This is a genomic window from Shewanella sp. DC2-4 (genome assembly GCF_013248875.1).
Taxonomy (GTDB): Bacteria; Pseudomonadota; Gammaproteobacteria; order Enterobacterales; family Shewanellaceae; genus Shewanella; species Shewanella oncorhynchi.
Genome location: NZ_JABRVR010000002.1, coordinates 1,554,369 through 1,571,958, shown reverse-complemented (window position 1 = coordinate 1,571,958; position 17,590 = coordinate 1,554,369). Strand labels below are relative to the sequence as shown.

The following is a 17,590-nucleotide window of genomic DNA, read 5'->3' as shown; positions in this document are numbered from 1 at the left end:
TATCATGGTGCGCCCAAAAAAGCCGGTAAATAAGAATCTTCCTTCATATCTAAGATATGAAATCGACTCTGGCGTTTACCGCTTTACCCTGATTAACGGTATTAGGAAATCACTGGGTAAAGATAAAATCCAAGCAATACAGATAGCAAATGAATATAACCGGATCATGCGCCCAAGTTCTGGGTTGATTGTAGATGACCTGATAAAGGCTTCTGGCGGTATTGAATCTGAGCAGCAACTTCCTTTTGCTGATCATGTTGACCGTTTGATGGAGATCATTTTCAAAGAGGAGTCACCCAGTAAGCAATTCGCTAGCACTATGCTAAACGATGCGTCGAGAGTGAAGGAGTACTTCAAGGCTATACCAAGCCAGGATATTGGCCTTGAGCATATTAATGGATTTCTTAACCAGTACCATCCTAACGCGAGTGCGAATGTGCATAATCGCAAACTGGGTTTCATTGAAAAGTTGATTAATTACGCCATTGATCAATCGCTGATGGTTGATAACCCTGCCGCCAAAAAGATGAAAAAGCGTAAAACCAAAGGCAAAGAACGCCAACGCTTAAGTTTGGATGCTTTCAAACTTATCCACGCTGCGGCGCCACTTTGGTTACAAACAGCAATGGAGTTAGCGCTTCAAGCATCACAGGCAAGGTTAGAAATTTCTCGAATTAAGTACAGCATTAAAAAACCTAAGGATGGGCAATGCGGCTGTATTTGGTTTGAGGCTCCGGTTGATGGGATTTATGGAACGCTGTTTATCCATAGGCAAAAAGTTGAGGAAAAGGAAGCTAGCCATGTCGCTATCCCTATTGGTCAGGAGATTAAAGGGATTATAGATAGAAGCCGTGATGGGATTTTATGCCCGTATGTTGTTCATCGGGTTCCTGAGCGAAATACTAGGCAAAGCGCTGAAACAAACCATCGTTATCAGCTTGATCCAAACTACCTTAGCAGAGCATTTTCTGCAGTAAGGGATGACATTGGATTATTTAGTCACCTTGAAGTTAATCAGCGGCCGACTTTTCATGAAATCCGCGCCCTATCTGCAAGACTGTTTTCGGATATGGGGATTGATCCTCAAGGCCGCATGGCGCATACCGATTCGAAGTCTACCAAGGTCTATGTTCGTGACCATTTGGAATGGACTGAGGTGCCACATGCAGAGATTAACATGGCAAATTAGCCTAGAAAAACTAAGGCAAACGGGCCTGAATGGCCTCGGTTATTCAAAGCCTGTTTGACCTGAGTTCGACCATAGTTTGACCGCTTAAAAATGAATATTAAAATCGCATTAAAATAAAAAAGCCTGCAAACTATTAAGTTTACAGGCTTTTTTATTTAGAATTTGGTCGGTATGAGAGGATTCGAACCTCCGACCCCTGACACCCCATGACAGTGCGCTACCGGGCTGCGCTACATACCGAATTTTTAAGTATATTGCATACCTGTTCTGACTTAGCTAAATACAGTTTAGCGATAATCTTTACGGCTTTTGCTCAATTACTTATCACCTAAGATACTGTTTATGGGGTTTATCTTAAGCGAGCCAGAACTGTAGCAATTGCCTCGCAACTGCGCAAGGGCTTCATTACATCTCTTTGATCAACTGCTTAGTTTATGTTCTGAATGACACAATTTTCGTCGATAATGATTGCTCGATACTGATTACGTCCATACTCAAACAGGATTTAGCTGCAGAACAGACATAATGACACCCGTTTACTAAATCATCATTCAATGCGAGTGCATATGGGCGAGTCGGTACTCATCCATGCGCTCGAGTAGATACGGGAAAAATGGATTCCATTTCTGTCGTAACATTTCAGACGCTGACACGCTATACAAGCCGCGCTCTCCGCGCGAAGCTGAGGCTCCGATTTGAATCCTATGTAAATCAGGCTGGATCACCGCGCCATAAAGCCCATCATCTATGCCAAAAGGTAGCGCAACATGGGATAAAGAATACACGCCTGCAGGCCAATATAAATCTAATATCCGCACGTTTTCACTGACCTGAGTGAGCACTTTACCCTGTGCGTCTATATCCTGTGTATCTAAATTCTGTTCATCTAAACCCAGTTCATCTAAACCAAAGTATCGCGCCTGAATCTGCGTGGTTTCATTACTGATATTTTCCACCACAGTGCCACGATAATGTAACTCAGGGTTATTAATGTTCGCCAACAAGCCCGCAAGCGGATCATTGGACACCATCTTGGCATTTACATCGAGTCGGTTCATATCAAACAACACTAACTCATGGCCTTTTTCAGGCAATGTTTGATACAGATTATTCACCACCGCCGCGGTTGAAACGGTTGCATCCACTACCGACTGAAAGGTGAGTATCGACGGAACTTGCGCCCGTTGCTGCGGCGTTAATCCTGCCAATAAACCTTGGTTACGCAGGGCTAATTGATAAACTACATCGCCCGCATTAACCGCAAAAGAGGTGTATTTAAAGGGATCGTACTCTACTTGAATACTGTTCCATTGCAGTTTATCCAGCTCCAACAATCGTCCTATCCAACTCTGCCAGCGTGCGGCCGCCGCAGATGGCGCTAGCCCTATCGCGGGAGAGATAAAAATCATTCCATCATAATCAGGGGCTTTATCATGGCTTATACGTTCTAACTCATGGTTCAGCGCGACGGCGGCACCCGTCGAAAAAGCCACCACAAATAATGGTTTATCTTTCAGAGTTTGCCGCATATGCGCTGTGGCTAAATTAACCGCTGCGGCCAGATCTTGCCAATAAAGCTCAGTCAATCCACTTGGAATCGTGCCATGCCCTGGCAATCTTAAACCGAGCACATGGGCTTTACCTTTAAAGTGCGCCGCCACATTGGATAGAGCATAGGGCGAATCCGACATACCGTGGAGCAGTAATACTCCAAATTCGGCATTAGCCACAGGCCATTCATAACTGCGATTCCAGTTTTGTGGCCAATGGGCAGGATCAGATAAGCTATTTTTGACATAGCGGTTCACTGGAGAAAATTCATTGGCGGGAATCTTCTGTACAACTTTGCGCTCAACTTCGGCGAATAAGCGGTCTTCTAGCGCTAAGTACTCATTAAAATTGGCAAGTTTGGTATTGTAATGGAACTCATTTTTTAGCTCGACCGTATGCCAAAGTGACAGCTCAGGGCGCGCATTAAGAAAATAGATCCCTGTCGCGAGTAACGCCACCACTATGCCAGTACTTGCATACACTGCAGCTAAAAATAGGTGTTTTGTCGAACCTATGATGATGGCCTTCATCGCTGTTCCTACATGAAAATAAAATGTGCAACTAGATTATACGGGTAGATAAAAACATCCTTCAAACGTTTTACCGCGATAAAATCTACTAGTGTAAGCAGTACAATTTAATCACTCCTATTTAGTCACCCCAATTTACTCATCTCGCAATTTTATTAGCCGCATAGGCCTTAATCGGGTTAGGATCGAAAATAGTCTTATTCCAACGAAACTTATACGCTCTCGATGATAATCGGTAATCCACACGCTAGGTTCGCCTACTATCTTCCTACCGCGCCGCTGATACCTGACGGCTGGCATTACACTCAGCCAGATGCTGTCGGGGCTCTCATGGTTCTAAATGGCAATCATTGGCGTAAGATCTTCACTATTATGGCCAAAATAAGTACGGTTGGAGATGATTGGCGCAGCTATCGTGACCAAGTGTTACTTAAGCAAAATGAAATGATCTGCATAGGCGCTATAGATCTGATGGCAAACGCTAAGATTCATCTCATTGCGGGGCAAGTAGCTGCAAATGCTTTAGGGCTCACCATGTCCGTGAACGATTTCGGTGCGCAGCATTTAACTGCCCAAAATAAATCTATAACCGCACTTAAGCTGCCATCTTCGCTAGGACAGCATTTTTTACTCACGCCCTATTTGGATTATCGCCAGTACCCAAACCAACAGATCGCCCTGACACGGCAACACTTAGCAACGCCAGAGCCCCAACACAGTGAATAATTCCATTATGATTGTGGTAACGGCTGTCACCACAGCATTAGTCACCAAATAACAAAGGCATAAAAAAGCACTCGTGAACAGAGTTCAAACGAGTGCATATTCAAGGACGATTCAGGGTTAGTCGTAAATGGTTGGAATAGGCTGACGTTTATGCTGCGTCGCCTTATAAATACCAATCAACTTGTCCTCAACCGCCTTGCCAACGTCTTTACCCTCAAGGAAATCATCGATTTGCGCATAGGTTAAGCCAAGCGCGACTTCATCTTCGAGTAAGGGTTTATTGTCTTCTAAATCCGCGGTCGGCGCTTTATAGACTAACGATTCTGGCGCACCAAGATACGCGGCGAGTTGGCGAACTTGGCGTTTGTTAAGACCAAATAATGGCGCTAAATCGCAGGCACCATCGCCCCATTTAGTGTAAAAACCTGTGATATTTTCGGCGCTGTGATCTGTCCCCACCACAAGCCCGCCCACGAGTCCGGCGAGTTCGTATTGCGCTATCATCCGCATACGGGCTTTGACGTTACCCTTCACAAAATCAACCTTCGCCACATCGGGCAAAGGCAATCCAGCTTCGACTAACGCGGCAACGGTAGCGCTGTGCACGCCATCAACACCTTGATGCACATTCACAGTGACCAACTTAGAGGGCTGAATAAACTGACAGGCTAATTGCGCCTCATGCTCATCTTTTTGGATCTGATAGGGTAATCGCACAGCGATAAACTGGTAACCGCCTTGGCCATTTTCTTGGTTTAAACTGTCCACCGCCAACTGACACAAACGCCCAGCAGTAGAAGAATCCACCCCACCGCTGATCCCTAATACCAATGCCTTACTACGCGCTTCTTTTAGTTTGGTTTTAATAAACGCGACACGACGTTGCACTTCGAACTCAGGCTCTATGGCCGTGAGTACCTTCATTTCTCTTAAGATTTGCGCTTTCACCGAAAATTCCACCTTAAATTATCGCTGTATTTGGACTACCTGAACCCAACTAACGTTAACATTTATTCGCAACTGCCTGTAGTTAAAATTAATGCTTAGTTAATTGATTATTGATAAACGCTATAAAAATAAGGGCAACAACGGCTTGCCGTTATTGCCCTAGCGTAAATCAGTCAGCTTAATACCAATACAGCTACCGACTTATCTTTCCCAGTAGGATTCTTCTAAGCTGTCTTCGCGCTCAGGTAAACCGCGGGATAAACGCGGGCTATGCTGGGCTAAGACTTCGTAGGCGACACGGTTAGCGTACTTACACACTTGAGAAAACGAGGAATAACATAGGCCATCACGCTTATGTTTACTTGAGCCTGGCACGTTAGTCTTGTGGAAAGTATTGGCCGCCAGATCGTGCAATAACGCCGATAATGCGCCATCGCCAGCGCCATTAGTGTTACCTATTTTTTCTGGGCCGCCCATGTAAGGTGAAATGTGGGCAAACACTTTAATCGGTGTTTCACAGTCACTTTTAAGCTTTGGACGAGAAAATTCATAACGATTAAATTCAGGGATAGCACCCGGCAACAGTGTGTGAGTCGTTTCGCGTTTTTCTGAGTCCTCGGTATAACCCGCAGTATAAAGCCCGATTGGACCCGCTGTGGTTAATACCATGTCGCACCATTCCAAGGCTTTTTCACTGGCAAGCAGAGGATCCCGTGAACCCGTTAAGGCTTCACCTTCGTCTTCATTCATCGCCAAAATGGTGACATGTTCTTTGATGAAGTTTTGCCACCATTGTGGATCTTCTTCAATCAAGAAACGCGTGCCTAAGGTTAATACCACGGGAACTTCGGCGGCTTTTGCATATTCGATAGCGCACATGGCCGCATCGGTAATACGGTCGCCATCACTGGCGCGCATCAAATACGCGGTCAACACTAAGGCTGAACTGCCCTGCACCACGTCTTTATCGATAAATTCAGGTGTGAGTTTATCCATAGCGCCTTTGCTGATCGCAAATGTTCGCTCGCCGCACTCAGAAATCAGGGTAAAACAGCGACCGATAGGACCATCTACAGGTTGTAGAAAGTTAAGGTCGACTTTAGAAGAGGTATTACATAAATAGCGGTAGGCGTAACTGCCCACTTCGATATTCTGACTCATTACCCCAAACAGCACTGAACGGTCATCGGCCAGAATAGAATAATTGTGCACTGTGTTGCCAATCGTGCCACCAGCAAATTCATCGCTAATCAAACCATGAATTTTTAACTCAGTGTAGAGTCTGTGAGCCTGTTCATCATTGATCAGGGTCGAATTGCCTTTGGGCAAGCCATAACGGCTCAGCAATTCGTCTTCCACTTTCGCTTCGATATCCACTAAGGTTTGATCAATACCGCTGATATAGGTCGCAAACGGCTGAGGCTGTTGAGTCAGCTGTTCAAGCAGCGGATCTCGGGTTTTAACCGGAAAATAATGTTTAGATTTACGCTGACCGGGAAACTTCATAGTGGCTCTCTTTTCCTGGCATCCATGCTAATTGGCGTCTGCCGAGGCGGTCAAGCCAAGCAGCATCCTAAAAATATTGAGTCTAGGCTAGCGAGACAAAAAAACCACCCCTTAGCCGGAAGGGCGCAGATTCTATCACAAAATCAGTTCGAAGCCAGTGCTCCAATACCCAAACAACCTGAAGATGCAGGATTCAGCGGGAATTTAACGCACTTTAGGCAAGGCGGCTATTTGCAGACCTAGTGGGCTAAGTTAAAAATAGTCAACACAGTATAAAGTGCGTTAAAAAACGCCGGGACGGAGCGCCTAGGGCACTTCACTTCCGTGTTGCATCAATTCAAAAGGTGGCCGACATTCTGTCATTGATGCGCCTTGAATTGAATCACCCTAGGCGCTCTGAAACTCGTATCTTCAGGTGGCTTGGGTATGGGCCCAAGATACCGCTTGTTCTTGGATTAATTGCCGTAATAATTCAATGTGTAACTCATCGTCGTTCAAACAAGGGATAAACCGATAGTCGCTGCCACCCGCATGTAAAAAGGTTTCCTTAGCACCAATGGAGATTTCTTCTAAGGTTTCGAGGCAATCGGTCGCAAACGCAGGGCAAATCACATCGACACTTTTGATCCCTTGCGCAGGTAACTCGGACAGTAATTTATCGGCGTAGGGCGTTAACCATTCTTCGCGACCAAAGCGCGATTGGAAGCACACTTGCCATTGCGACTCGCTCAGCTCAAGTTTTTGTGCCAACAATTTAGCCGTGACAAAACACTGCTCGCGGTATGGATCGCCCTCTTTCACGTAACGCAGTGGAATACCATGAAATGACAAGAGCAACTTGTCGGCCTGCCCATGGGTTTTCCAGTGGCGCGTCACACTGTGTGCCAGCGCAGCAATATAAGCGCTATGGTCAAAATAGTCTTTATTAAAGCGAACCTGCGGTATGTCACGCACGGTTTTAAGATAACGGGCAACGGCATCGAACACACTTGCCACCGTCGAGCAGGAATATTGGGGATACAAAGGCAGCACAATAATACGCTCTGCTCCTTGATCTTTCAGGCGTTCAAATCCCGCATCGATGGAGGGATTACCGTAACTCATGCCCAGTTCAACCGGAATGGTCTGGTTAAACGTAGCGCTTAAGTCCACCGCCAGTTTTTGTGTTTGGCGCTCACTTATCACCATCAAGGGCGAGCCTTCCTGCGTCCACACGCTTTGATAGAGTTTGGCGACTTTCGTCGGACGGGTGTTGAGGATAATGCCGTTTAGCAGCGGTTGCCAAATCCACGGCGATAAATCGACGACACGCGGATCACTTAAAAACTGCCTTAAAAAGCGTTTAACGGCCTTAGGACTAGGTTGATCAGGCGTGCCGAGGTTAACCAATAACACACCAAAAGCAGGGGAAGGATTCAACGTTAGGCTCATGGTTAATGAAGTTCACTTGGAGGCTAACATTGCGATACCCATAAAAAAAGCCTGCATCGGCAGGCTTTTTCTTAATATGAGAACTTGTTCTCGTAAATTAACCTTTATTCGGTTATTTCAACACCCTAGCTAACTGCTCACTCACGGCCGCAACCGATTGAGTACCGTCAAACTTGTTGTATTGAGTTTGGCCAGCGGCAGCCACTTTACCGTAGTATTCAACGAGCGGCTTAGTTTGCTCGTGATAAATCGCGAGGCGTTTACGCACTGTGCTTTCTTCGTCATCTGGACGAATAGCTAAATCTTCGCCCGTCACGTCGTCTTTACCTTCCACTTTAGGTGGATTGAAAACCACATGGTAAACACGGCCAGAACCTGGGTGAACACGGCGACCGCTCATGCGCTTAACGATTTCTTCGTCTGGCACGTCGATTTCAATCACGTGATCAATGCTAATACCGTTTGCCGCCATCGCATCCGCCTGTGGGATGGTACGTGGGAAACCGTCTAACAAGAAACCTTTAACACAGTCTTCCTGTGCGATACGCTCTTTAACCAGACCGATGATCAGATCATCAGAAACCAGTTGACCAGCATCCATCACTTTTTTCGCTTCCAAACCCAGTGGAGTACCCGCTTTTACCGCGGCACGTAACATATCACCAGTGGAAATTTGTGGGATACCATACTGTTCCATAATGAACTGGGCCTGGGTACCTTTACCGGCACCTGGGGCGCCCAATAGGATAATGCGCATCTCAAGAGTCCTCTTTTCGCATTGATATTCTTCTTAGGGCGGCGATCTTCGCACATCTGGCCGCCATTGAGAAGGGTTTTAGCTTCGACTTTAGCCTCAGAAACCGCAAATAAACTACGGTTACTAAGCGATTTTTTCATTAATAGAGCAAAGTATAGAGCTTACGGCGGTATTGATTGGCTATGGGATTACCTTGGCCAAGTGCCGTTAATACTTCCATAAATACTTGTTTTACTGTGCCATTTTCAGCACCTAAATCTTTACTGAGCACACCGAATAACAGTTCTAATGCTTCATCATCGCGGTGAGCAGCATGCAATGCCTTACTCAGCTCGAGTAATAACACTAAATCTGTTGGATTTTGCTCAAACTTTTGCTGCAAATCGCGAATTTCAGGGGTATCCGCCGCATCTAAGGCCAGTGCGAGCTTAGCTTTTAAACTCTGGTAATAACCATCTTGGTCGGCAAGCCCTACTTTCTCAAGCATGGCTTGTGCTAGCACTAATTCGCCCTGCATCAGATACACATCGGCAAGCACTAGACTCACCTCACCCGCTTGATTTGACCCTGTATGTGCTTCTTTAAGCAACACAGCTGCAGTAGCAAGATCTTCTGCACTTACTTGACTCAAGGCGAGCAATGCTTTGGCCTGTGCTAACTGTAACTGCCACATAAGCGGCAAATGTTTATCCAGCATGGCTGTGACTTGCGCCGCATCTTGCAGGCCAGCAAAACCATCGACAGGCTGACCTTTATCCAATACTAACGTGGTCGGTAGACTTTGAATGCGAAAGTAATTGGCGATTTCTAATTCGGCTTCACAGTCGACTTTAGCGAGCACGAAACGACCCGCATTTTGCGCGGCAATTTGCTCTAAGGTGCGCAGCATAGCCACACTTTGTTCCTGTGGCTGTGCCCAAAATGCTAACACCACGATCTGTTGCATCGAGGCGTCAACCACTTGCTGAATATTGTCTTTAGTCAGGCTGAGGATATTGTCCATAGTATTCCCTTAACGTTTAAGGCCTCAATCATGGGAGGCCTTATTCTTTTAAAACTAAGCGTTAGCACTCAGTTTCAACGCGCTATTTTAAAATCGTTGTCTTAACAGCTTGTATTATCGCTAATGAATTGAGTGACAGGCTAGGCGCAAACCACTCTTCCTGCACTAGAAACAATATCGGGGCCGTTCAAAGAAGGGCCCCGATAGTCATTTACTTCATGTTAGCCAGTAACATTTGGTTCATCAGCTTGATAAAGGCCGATGGGTCCGCAAGGCTACCTTTTTCAGATAATTGCGCCTGTTGCAGCAGCAGATTTGACCAATCCGCGAAGGCGGCTTCATCTTGAAGATCATTTAAGCGCGATACTAATGGGTGCGCTGGGTTGATCTCAAATGTCGGCTTCACTTCTGGCACAGGTTGACCCGCAGCTTGCATCAGCTTGATCATCTGAGTCGACATTTCGCCTTCACCCGCCACCACACAGGCTGGGGTGTCGGTTAAGCGTGACGTGACTTTCACATCCGCAACGGTTGAGCCTAATGCCGCTTTAATGCGTTCAACTAAAGCTACCGATTCTTGCTCAAGCTTTTCTTGCGCTTCTTTTTCAGCTGCATCTTCCAGCTCGCCCAGTTCTAAATCACCACGGGTCACTGAGTGCAGTTGTTTATCTTTGTACTCAGTTAAGTGGTTGATTAGCCACTCGTCGATACGCTCTGACATCAGTAAGACTTCAATGCCTTTCTTACGTAACAACTCTAAATGTGGGCTGTTAGCGGCGGCTTCATGGCTGTCGGCAACAATGTAATAAATCTTAGTTTGACCTTCTTTCATGCGGCTGATGTAGTCATCAAGTGACACAGTCGGCGCAGCACTGCCCGTGTGGGTCGAGGCAAAACGTAATAAGCCCGCGATACGCTCACGGTTGGCGAAATCTTCCGCAGGCCCTTCTTTCAGCACTTGACCAAATTCAGCCCAGAACTGTTGATATTTTTCCGCATCGTCTTTCGCCAGTTTTTCCAGCATGCCAAGCACACGTTTGGTGATACCAGTACGCATCGCTTTGGTCACGTGGTTATCCTGCAGAATTTCGCGGGATACGTTCAGCGGCAGATCGTTTGAGTCAATTAAGCCCTGCACGAAGCGCAGATAAGATGGCATAAATTGCTCAGCGTCATCCATGATGAACACACGTTGCACAAACAGTTTTAGGCCGTGTTTACGGTCGCGATTCCACATATCCCAAGGCGCTTTTGCAGGAATATACAATAGGTTAGTGTATTCTTGCTTACCTTCTACCCGATTATGACTCCACAGTAGTGCATCGGTATAATCGTGGGAAATGTGTTTGTAAAACTCTTGATACTCTTCGTCACTGATGTCAGCTTTATTGCGCATCCACAAAGCCGTGGCTTTGTTCATGACTTTCCATTGACCTTCGGTCGCAGGAATTTTTTCGCCATCAGGACCATCACGCTCTGGCGAGCCTTCTTGCCACATTTCGACTGGCACAGAGATATGATCTGAGTATTTAGTGATGATCGAACGCAGGCGCCAATCATCGGCAAATTCTTTTTCTTCGTCACGCAGGTGCAGCGTAATTTCAGTACCACGGCTCGCCTTGGTGATGGTATCAACTGTGAAGTTACCCTCGCCTTCTGATTCCCACAATACGGCTTCATCGGCCTTATGACCGGCAGCGCGAGTGCGAACAGTGACTTTCTTCGCCACGATAAAGGCTGAATAGAAACCGACACCGAACTGACCGATTAACTGTGAATCCTTTGAGGATTCGCCCGATAGATTCTTAAAGAAATCAGCGGTGCCTGATTTTGCGATTGTGCCTAAATGCTCAATCACGCCGTCGCGGGTCATACCCACGCCGTTGTCTTCGATGGTCACAGTGCCTTTTTCTTTATCGGCACTGATACGGACTCGCAGTTCACCGTCGCCTTCATAGAGTGCGTCATTGGTCAACGCCAGATAACGCAGCTTGTCCGCCGCATCCGCAGCGTTGGAGACCAGTTCACGCAAGAAAATTTCTTTGTTGGAATACAAAGAATGGATCATCAAATGCAACAGCTGTTTGACTTCTGTTTGAAAACCATGAGTTTCTTGTTGTGACATGAAATTTTCCTTTATTTGTTACGCAATTTGGTAAAAGTAACGCTTAGTGTTTACTAAATGGGGCTCCAAATTTGCTTTTCAAGGGCAAGGGCTAAAACGAGGTTCGAATGGCGAAAAATAAGGCGCTTGATGAATACCAAGCGCCTATATGTATGCTTTCAACATCAACCTGCACGAGGCGTTAGTCTTGGGCTAATTCTTTTTCTAACTGTTGGGCGATAGCTTCGGGCGATCCGCTGTTGCGGGCAAAGAGTCCATAAGCGGCGGGGATCACGAAGATAGTGAATAAGGTTGCCAGTAAAATCCCCGACAACACCACTACACCAATCACAAAACGAGTTTCAGCACCCGCGCCTACCGCCAATACCAATGGCACGGCGCCAGCTGCAGTGGTGATCCCTGTCATTAAGATAGGCCGTAACCGCTGCGCTGACGCTTGAATAATGGCCTTATCAAAATCAACGCCTTTATCCCGCAATTGATTAGCAAACTCGACAATCAAGATGCCATTTTTCGCGGCTAACCCGACCAGCATAATAATGCCTATCTGACTGTAAATATTAAGACTCTGCCCCGTAAGCCACAAACCAATTAAGGCTCCGACGGTAGCCAGCGGCACAGTAAGCATGATCACCACAGGGTGGATATAACTCTCAAACTGCGCCGCGAGCACGAGGAATACAATCCCCAGTGCGAGGATGAATACGAAGTACATAGAGCTACCCGACTCTTGATAATCGAGGGATTGGCCCTTGTAGCTAATCACCGCTTCCGCTGGCAAATAGGTACGCGCCAATTGATTCATATAATCAAGGGCTTCACCTAGACTATAACCATCTTCCAAACTGGCTTCTATAGTGATCGCGCGCATACGATTGTAACGGTTCAGCGAACTGGCGTCGGCAAACTCCTCCACAGTCACTAAGTTAGACAGCGGAATAAGCTCCTGACTGCGCTCGGAACGAACATAGATATTTTGCAGATCCGCCGCCGTATTTTGATTATCGCGCTCGCCTTCAACGATCACATCGTATTCTTCACCGTCACGCATAAACGTCGTCACTAAGCGTGAGCCCAGCATGGATTCCAACGTACGGCCAATGTTTGAAATCGACACTCCAAGGCTCGCGGCTCTGTCTCTGTCGATGACGACTCGAAGTTGAGGCTTAGTCTCTTTATAATCGTGATCTAATCCTAATAATTTGGGATTCTGTGCCGCCTTTTGCATCATGATATCGCGCCAGCGGGCAAGCTCTTCGTAGCTAGGTCCACCAATCACAAATTGCACAGGTTTACCTACGCCGCGACCAAAGGCTTGGCGCATCACAGGGAACGCTTGCACCCCGGCGAGATTAGCAAGACGTTTATTAATGTCGACGATAACTTCTTTTACTGGACGACGTTTGCCCCAGTCTTCCAGTACTATGATTGCCATACCGTTAGAGAAATCCGCCGCGCGACCAAAGCCACGGGGGGCACGAATGAGCAGACGTTTGATATCACCCGTTTCGACCAATGGCATCAAGCGGTTTTCCACTTCATTCATATAGGATTCTATGTATTCGTAACTCGCGCCCTGTGGCCCGTTGACCATCAAGAATAACGAACCACGGTCTTCCTGTGGCGCAAATTCTTGCGGTACTTTTTGGACTAAATAGACACTAGAGCCTAATGCGACTAACACCAGAATCGACACCAATATCGGGTGAGCCATGGCGGATTTTAAGGACAATTGATACCGGTTTGACACTTTTGTCATTATGCCGTCGACCTTACGCACCAACCAAGAATCCTGCGAGCTCGGCTTAAGCAACTTAGAGCACATCATGGGCGTGAGTGTGAGCGCCACTAGGCTAGAGAACAGCACGGCCGCACTCATGGTCACGGCAAACTCTTTAAAGAGTTTACCTAAATCACCCTCAAGGAAAGTGATTGGCATAAATACCGCGACCAACACGAGTGTGGTCGCGATAACAGCAAAAGCCACTTCACGCGCACCGAGGAAAGCAGCTTTGAGTGGGGAATCTCCTTCTTCGATACGTCTATGGATGTTTTCCAGCATCACAATCGCATCGTCCACCACCATACCGATGGCGAGGATCATTGCCAATAAGGTCAAGAGGTTAATGGTATAACCTAGCGCATATAGCACAATAAAGGTGCCGAGCAGAGACACTGGCACAGTGATCGCAGGGATCAACATAGCGCGCACGCTGCCAAGGAACAGATAAATCACGATAATCACTAAAATCATCGCAGTGAACAGGGTTTGATACACTTCTTTAATCGAGGCTTCGATAAACACTGAGCTATCATAACTGCGTTTAATCGACATCCCCGCTGGCAAAGTCGGGTTGATTTTGTCAACCAGCGCGTTCACTGCGCGCGCCACTTCTAACGTATTGGCGGTTGACTGTTTAGACACGCCTAAACCTATCATTGCCTCTTTGTTGCCACGGAACATAATCCGCTCTTCATCAGAGCCAATTTCCACCCGTGCGACATCGCTCAGTTTGACTAAATAACCGTCTTCCCCTTGGGTGATCACTAAGTTTGCGAAATCTTCGGCAGTGCGATAACCCCGCTCCAGTCGCACTGTAAAGTGCCGCTCCTTCGACTCTATCGAACCTGCAGGTAACTCGACGTTCTCAGCTCTGAGCGCGGCCTCAACATCGGCAACCGTTAAACTGCGAGAGGCCAAGGCTTGTCTGTCAAGCCAAACGCGCATGGCGTAAACCTTACCACCACCAATGCGCATCCGCGCCACACCATCGACCACCGAAAAGCGGTCCGACAAATAACGGTTGGTGTAATCGGTCAATTCTAGGGTCGTCATTTGATCTGACACAAGATTGAGCCACATGATCACTTCATCACTGCCATTGGCCTTTTGTACTTCTGGGGGATCAGCTTCATCGGGTAAATTGTCGAGTAAACCTGAGATCCTGTCGCGCACATCGTTAGCTGCATCTTCAATATTACGACTAATATCAAACTCTAAGGTAACCGATGAGCGGCCATCACTGCTCGATGAACTCACGTGACGAATGCCTTCGACGCCACTGATCCTGTCTTCAATCAATTGGGTAATGCGGCTTTCCACCACGGCAGCACTGGCACCGCGGTAATTCGTGTCGATAGATACCACTGGCGGATCTATGTTTGGGTATTCGCGCAGGGGCAATTTATCAAAGGAGACAAGCCCGAAAGCGACCAGCAGCAAGCTGATCACTGAGGCAAATACGGGACGTTTGACCGAGAGATCAGTAAGGATCATACACTTGGCTCCGCGTTCGTATCGGCAAGATAACTAAACTTTTCCGCGAACTCAGTTTGCACTTTATCCCCAGGATGAACTTTCAGTAAGCCGCGGATCACCACGTTTTCGCCCAAGGCTAAACCATCTAAGATCTCCACCCAGCCACGGGTGCGAATACCAATAGTGACTTGTTTACGTTCAATCACCTTGTCGGCATTGACGCTGTAAACATAATGGCTGTTTTGGATCGGGATAATGGCAGATTCAGGCAACATCAAGGCCTCGCGGCTACGCTTGATGAGTTTAACCTTCATCAACATGCCCGGTAATAAACGCAGTTCAGGATTGGGGATTTCGGCGCGAACAATCACTGTGCGCGTGGTTGGATTCACACGGCTATCAATCGATGTCACCACACCTTTGAAAGTCACATCAGGGAAAGCGACCGCTTTGGCTTCCACCTTTTTACCTGGCTCTAAATCTTGAATAAAGCGCTCTGGCACTGAAAAATCGAGCTTAATGGTAGAAATATCATCCAATGTCGTAATCACAGTGCCGGGCGACACTAAGCTGCCCACACTGATTTGACGTAAGCCTAAACGGCCATTAAAAGGCGCCAGAATACTGCGGTCATTGAGTGATGATTGCGCCTGTTCGAGCTCGGCACGGGTGGTATCAATAAGGGTTTGTAATCTATCGCGTTCTAACTCGGCCACAGTGCGGCTAGTCACCAACGAACTGATCCGAGCTAATTCACGTTGATTATCACTGACTTTGACTTGCGCGGCTTTAACCTTAGCGATCTGCTCAGCATTTTGCAGTTGGACTAATAACTCGCCCTTTTTAACGATATCGCCGTCGTCAAATTTAAGCGCTATCACCATGTCGGTAACTTTAGGCGTTATCGTTACAGATTCTGTGGCTTTATTGCTACCAATAGCTTCAACTTCATCGCGAATGGGCGCCATAGCGGCAGTGGCAATCACTACATTAGGTATGAGTTTAATCTGGGCTGCAGCAATCTCTTGCGGTTGCATGGCTTGGTATCCAAACCATGCCGCGGCCAATATGGCGATTATTAGAATAATTTTTTTCATCGGGCTTCCAAGGAATGACTCGCATTAATGACGGCTAGTTTACTCACTCACATCATCGCATCAATACGTTTTACTTTTTCTTACAAATTACGTTAATAGCGCAAAATATGTATGATTAAGTGTCTTTGGCGATATCAATGGTTGAGTTGCCAGAATGCAGTACGATAACAAGGTTGTTAAGTGATTAATTTTACTTATCACCAGTAACTCAACATTTATCACTAAAACCATTTGAAAAAGATTGGTATATAGATAATTTAATTCTGAAACACAGATCGCCTAGATAATCGACAATCCCCTGCTTAAAACTCAAATCGCAGCCAATAAAAAAGGGCGATAATTCGCCCTTTTTTAGTCAACTGCTGAAATTAACGTATTTGACGTTCTTCTTTCATCAGGTTTGACAGTGACTGGTACACATTGCTAACCACTTCATCGCTTAATGGCTGATCTTCGCCATCGCGAAGGAAGATTTTCGTTTCTTCTGGAGTATCACCATCTTCAAGCAGTAAACGGTAGCTACCTTCTTTCAGTGCTAACTTATCTTCGCCCCACAATGAACTCCAGAAACCAGAGTTATCGTCAAACTTGATAAAGTACAATCCTTTAGCACTATCCATATCGGCAATTTCAAAGCCCATTTCTGGTAGCACTATGCGTAGACGATCCCACACTTGCTTGTAAGAAGCTTTAGCAGACCAGTAAGCTTTACCTTCTTCAGGCGTTACGAGATCAACATTAATACCTAAGGTTTGCTTCAAACGATTCGATTGGATCGCTTGGTCGCGCTTAACGCTGATATACGCAATGGCGCTGTTCAGCATATCAATAGTGTATCTTTGCTTATCTTCACCGCTTAATAAAACTTGTTGCGCTTTATCATCGTAGAACTCTTCGTGTTCAACTAAGTGAATAACGATATTGGCAGTACGACCATGTGGACGCGTTTCCACGTCAAAACGATAGCGTTGGCGCAACAGATAAACTTTATCCGCACCCCACATGCTCGATTCAATCACTTCACGGCTTTCAATCCAATCGGTTTCTACGTTGCCTTTGTCAAAATCACGGCTACGAACAGCAATACCTTTTTGAGCAAAGAAACCATCTAAGTTTGTGAAGATTTCTTGTTTCAAATCCACAGCATTGTCGATGGATTCAACCACGATTTTAATGTTGTCACTGCCCTCTTCCACATGAGTACCTTCCGCCATTGGCAGTACTTGCAGTGGCGGACGGATATCTAAGTTTTTGCCATACAGCGAAGCATTCACTTTAGAACCCAGTGCTGGTACATCGAATTCTTTATTGTAGGGTGGCGTTTTTAATCCCGCGGGGATCTTAAGCAAAGGCGCTTGCTCGGCCTGAACATAGTCGTCGTTACCGTTCGCTTGGCGGCGATCAAGTGGCGAACTACAGGCTGCAACAGCAGCAACTAAGATCAGTGGAGTGACTTTCTTTAACATTA

Annotated in this window: 12 protein-coding genes and 1 tRNA gene; 2 read left to right on the top strand and 11 right to left on the bottom strand. The window is 46.5% G+C overall.

The window, feature by feature from the left end:
- Nucleotides 1–4: 4 nt before the first annotated feature.
- Nucleotides 5–1,189, top strand: coding sequence for a recombinase (locus HQQ92_RS07630; RefSeq protein WP_173244314.1), 1,185 nt, complete (start codon nucleotides 5–7; stop codon nucleotides 1,187–1,189).
- A gap of 163 nt (nucleotides 1,190–1,352) precedes the next feature.
- Here the strand turns inward: HQQ92_RS07630 and HQQ92_RS07625 are convergent.
- Nucleotides 1,353–1,429: transfer RNA gene (locus HQQ92_RS07625), tRNA-Pro, on the bottom strand.
- A 311-nt stretch (nucleotides 1,430–1,740) separates the two neighbouring features.
- On the bottom strand, nucleotides 1,741–3,270 hold the full coding sequence (locus HQQ92_RS07620; RefSeq protein WP_028759661.1) for a carboxylesterase: 1,530 nt from the start codon (nucleotides 3,268–3,270) through the stop codon (nucleotides 1,741–1,743).
- Nucleotides 3,271–3,495: 225 nt separating this feature from the next.
- Between HQQ92_RS07620 and HQQ92_RS07615 the strand changes: the two genes are divergently transcribed.
- Nucleotides 3,496–3,996, top strand: a complete 501-nt coding sequence (locus HQQ92_RS07615; protein ID WP_173244311.1) for a DUF6942 family protein — start codon at nucleotides 3,496–3,498, stop codon at nucleotides 3,994–3,996.
- Nucleotides 3,997–4,113: 117 nt separating this feature from the next.
- Here HQQ92_RS07615 and nadE read toward each other — a convergent pair whose 3' ends face one another.
- The 9 genes from nadE to bamC form a co-directional block, all read right to left on the bottom strand.
- Nucleotides 4,114–4,944 carry an ammonia-dependent NAD(+) synthetase gene (gene nadE / locus HQQ92_RS07610; protein WP_168825281.1) on the bottom strand — a complete coding sequence of 277 codons (831 nt, stop codon included), beginning with the start codon at nucleotides 4,942–4,944 and terminating at the stop codon, nucleotides 4,114–4,116.
- Nucleotides 4,945–5,145: 201 nt separating this feature from the next.
- Nucleotides 5,146–6,450, bottom strand: coding sequence for an inosine/guanosine kinase (locus HQQ92_RS07605; protein WP_028759658.1), 1,305 nt, complete (start codon nucleotides 6,448–6,450; stop codon nucleotides 5,146–5,148).
- A 411-nt stretch (nucleotides 6,451–6,861) separates the two neighbouring features.
- Nucleotides 6,862–7,881, bottom strand: coding sequence for a ferrochelatase (gene hemH / locus HQQ92_RS07600; RefSeq protein ID WP_173244308.1), 1,020 nt, complete (start codon nucleotides 7,879–7,881; stop codon nucleotides 6,862–6,864).
- Between the two features lie 112 nt (nucleotides 7,882–7,993).
- The gene (gene adk, locus HQQ92_RS07595) at nucleotides 7,994–8,638 is read right to left on the bottom strand and encodes an adenylate kinase (protein ID WP_028759655.1); all 645 of its coding nucleotides are present in this window, start codon (nucleotides 8,636–8,638) and stop codon (nucleotides 7,994–7,996) included.
- A 139-nt stretch (nucleotides 8,639–8,777) separates the two neighbouring features.
- Nucleotides 8,778–9,641 (bottom strand): tetratricopeptide repeat protein, encoded by an 864-nt coding sequence (locus HQQ92_RS07590; protein WP_173244305.1) that lies wholly within the window; start codon nucleotides 9,639–9,641, stop codon nucleotides 8,778–8,780.
- A 211-nt stretch (nucleotides 9,642–9,852) separates the two neighbouring features.
- On the bottom strand, nucleotides 9,853–11,766 hold the full coding sequence (gene htpG, locus HQQ92_RS07585; protein ID WP_173244302.1) for a molecular chaperone HtpG: 1,914 nt from the start codon (nucleotides 11,764–11,766) through the stop codon (nucleotides 9,853–9,855).
- 181 nt (nucleotides 11,767–11,947) lie between these two features.
- Nucleotides 11,948–15,043 carry an efflux RND transporter permease subunit gene (locus tag HQQ92_RS07580; protein ID WP_131523289.1) on the bottom strand — a complete coding sequence of 1,032 codons (3,096 nt, stop codon included), beginning with the start codon at nucleotides 15,041–15,043 and terminating at the stop codon, nucleotides 11,948–11,950.
- On the bottom strand, nucleotides 15,040–16,122 hold the full coding sequence (locus tag HQQ92_RS07575) for an efflux RND transporter periplasmic adaptor subunit (protein WP_173244299.1): 1,083 nt from the start codon (nucleotides 16,120–16,122) through the stop codon (nucleotides 15,040–15,042). Before HQQ92_RS07575 ends, HQQ92_RS07580 begins: the two co-directional genes overlap by 4 nt.
- Nucleotides 16,123–16,490: 368 nt before the next feature.
- A complete protein-coding gene (bamC, locus tag HQQ92_RS07570) occupies nucleotides 16,491–17,588 on the bottom strand; it encodes an outer membrane protein assembly factor BamC (protein WP_131523287.1) in 1,098 nt (365 codons plus the stop codon).
- Nucleotides 17,589–17,590 lie beyond the last annotated feature (2 nt).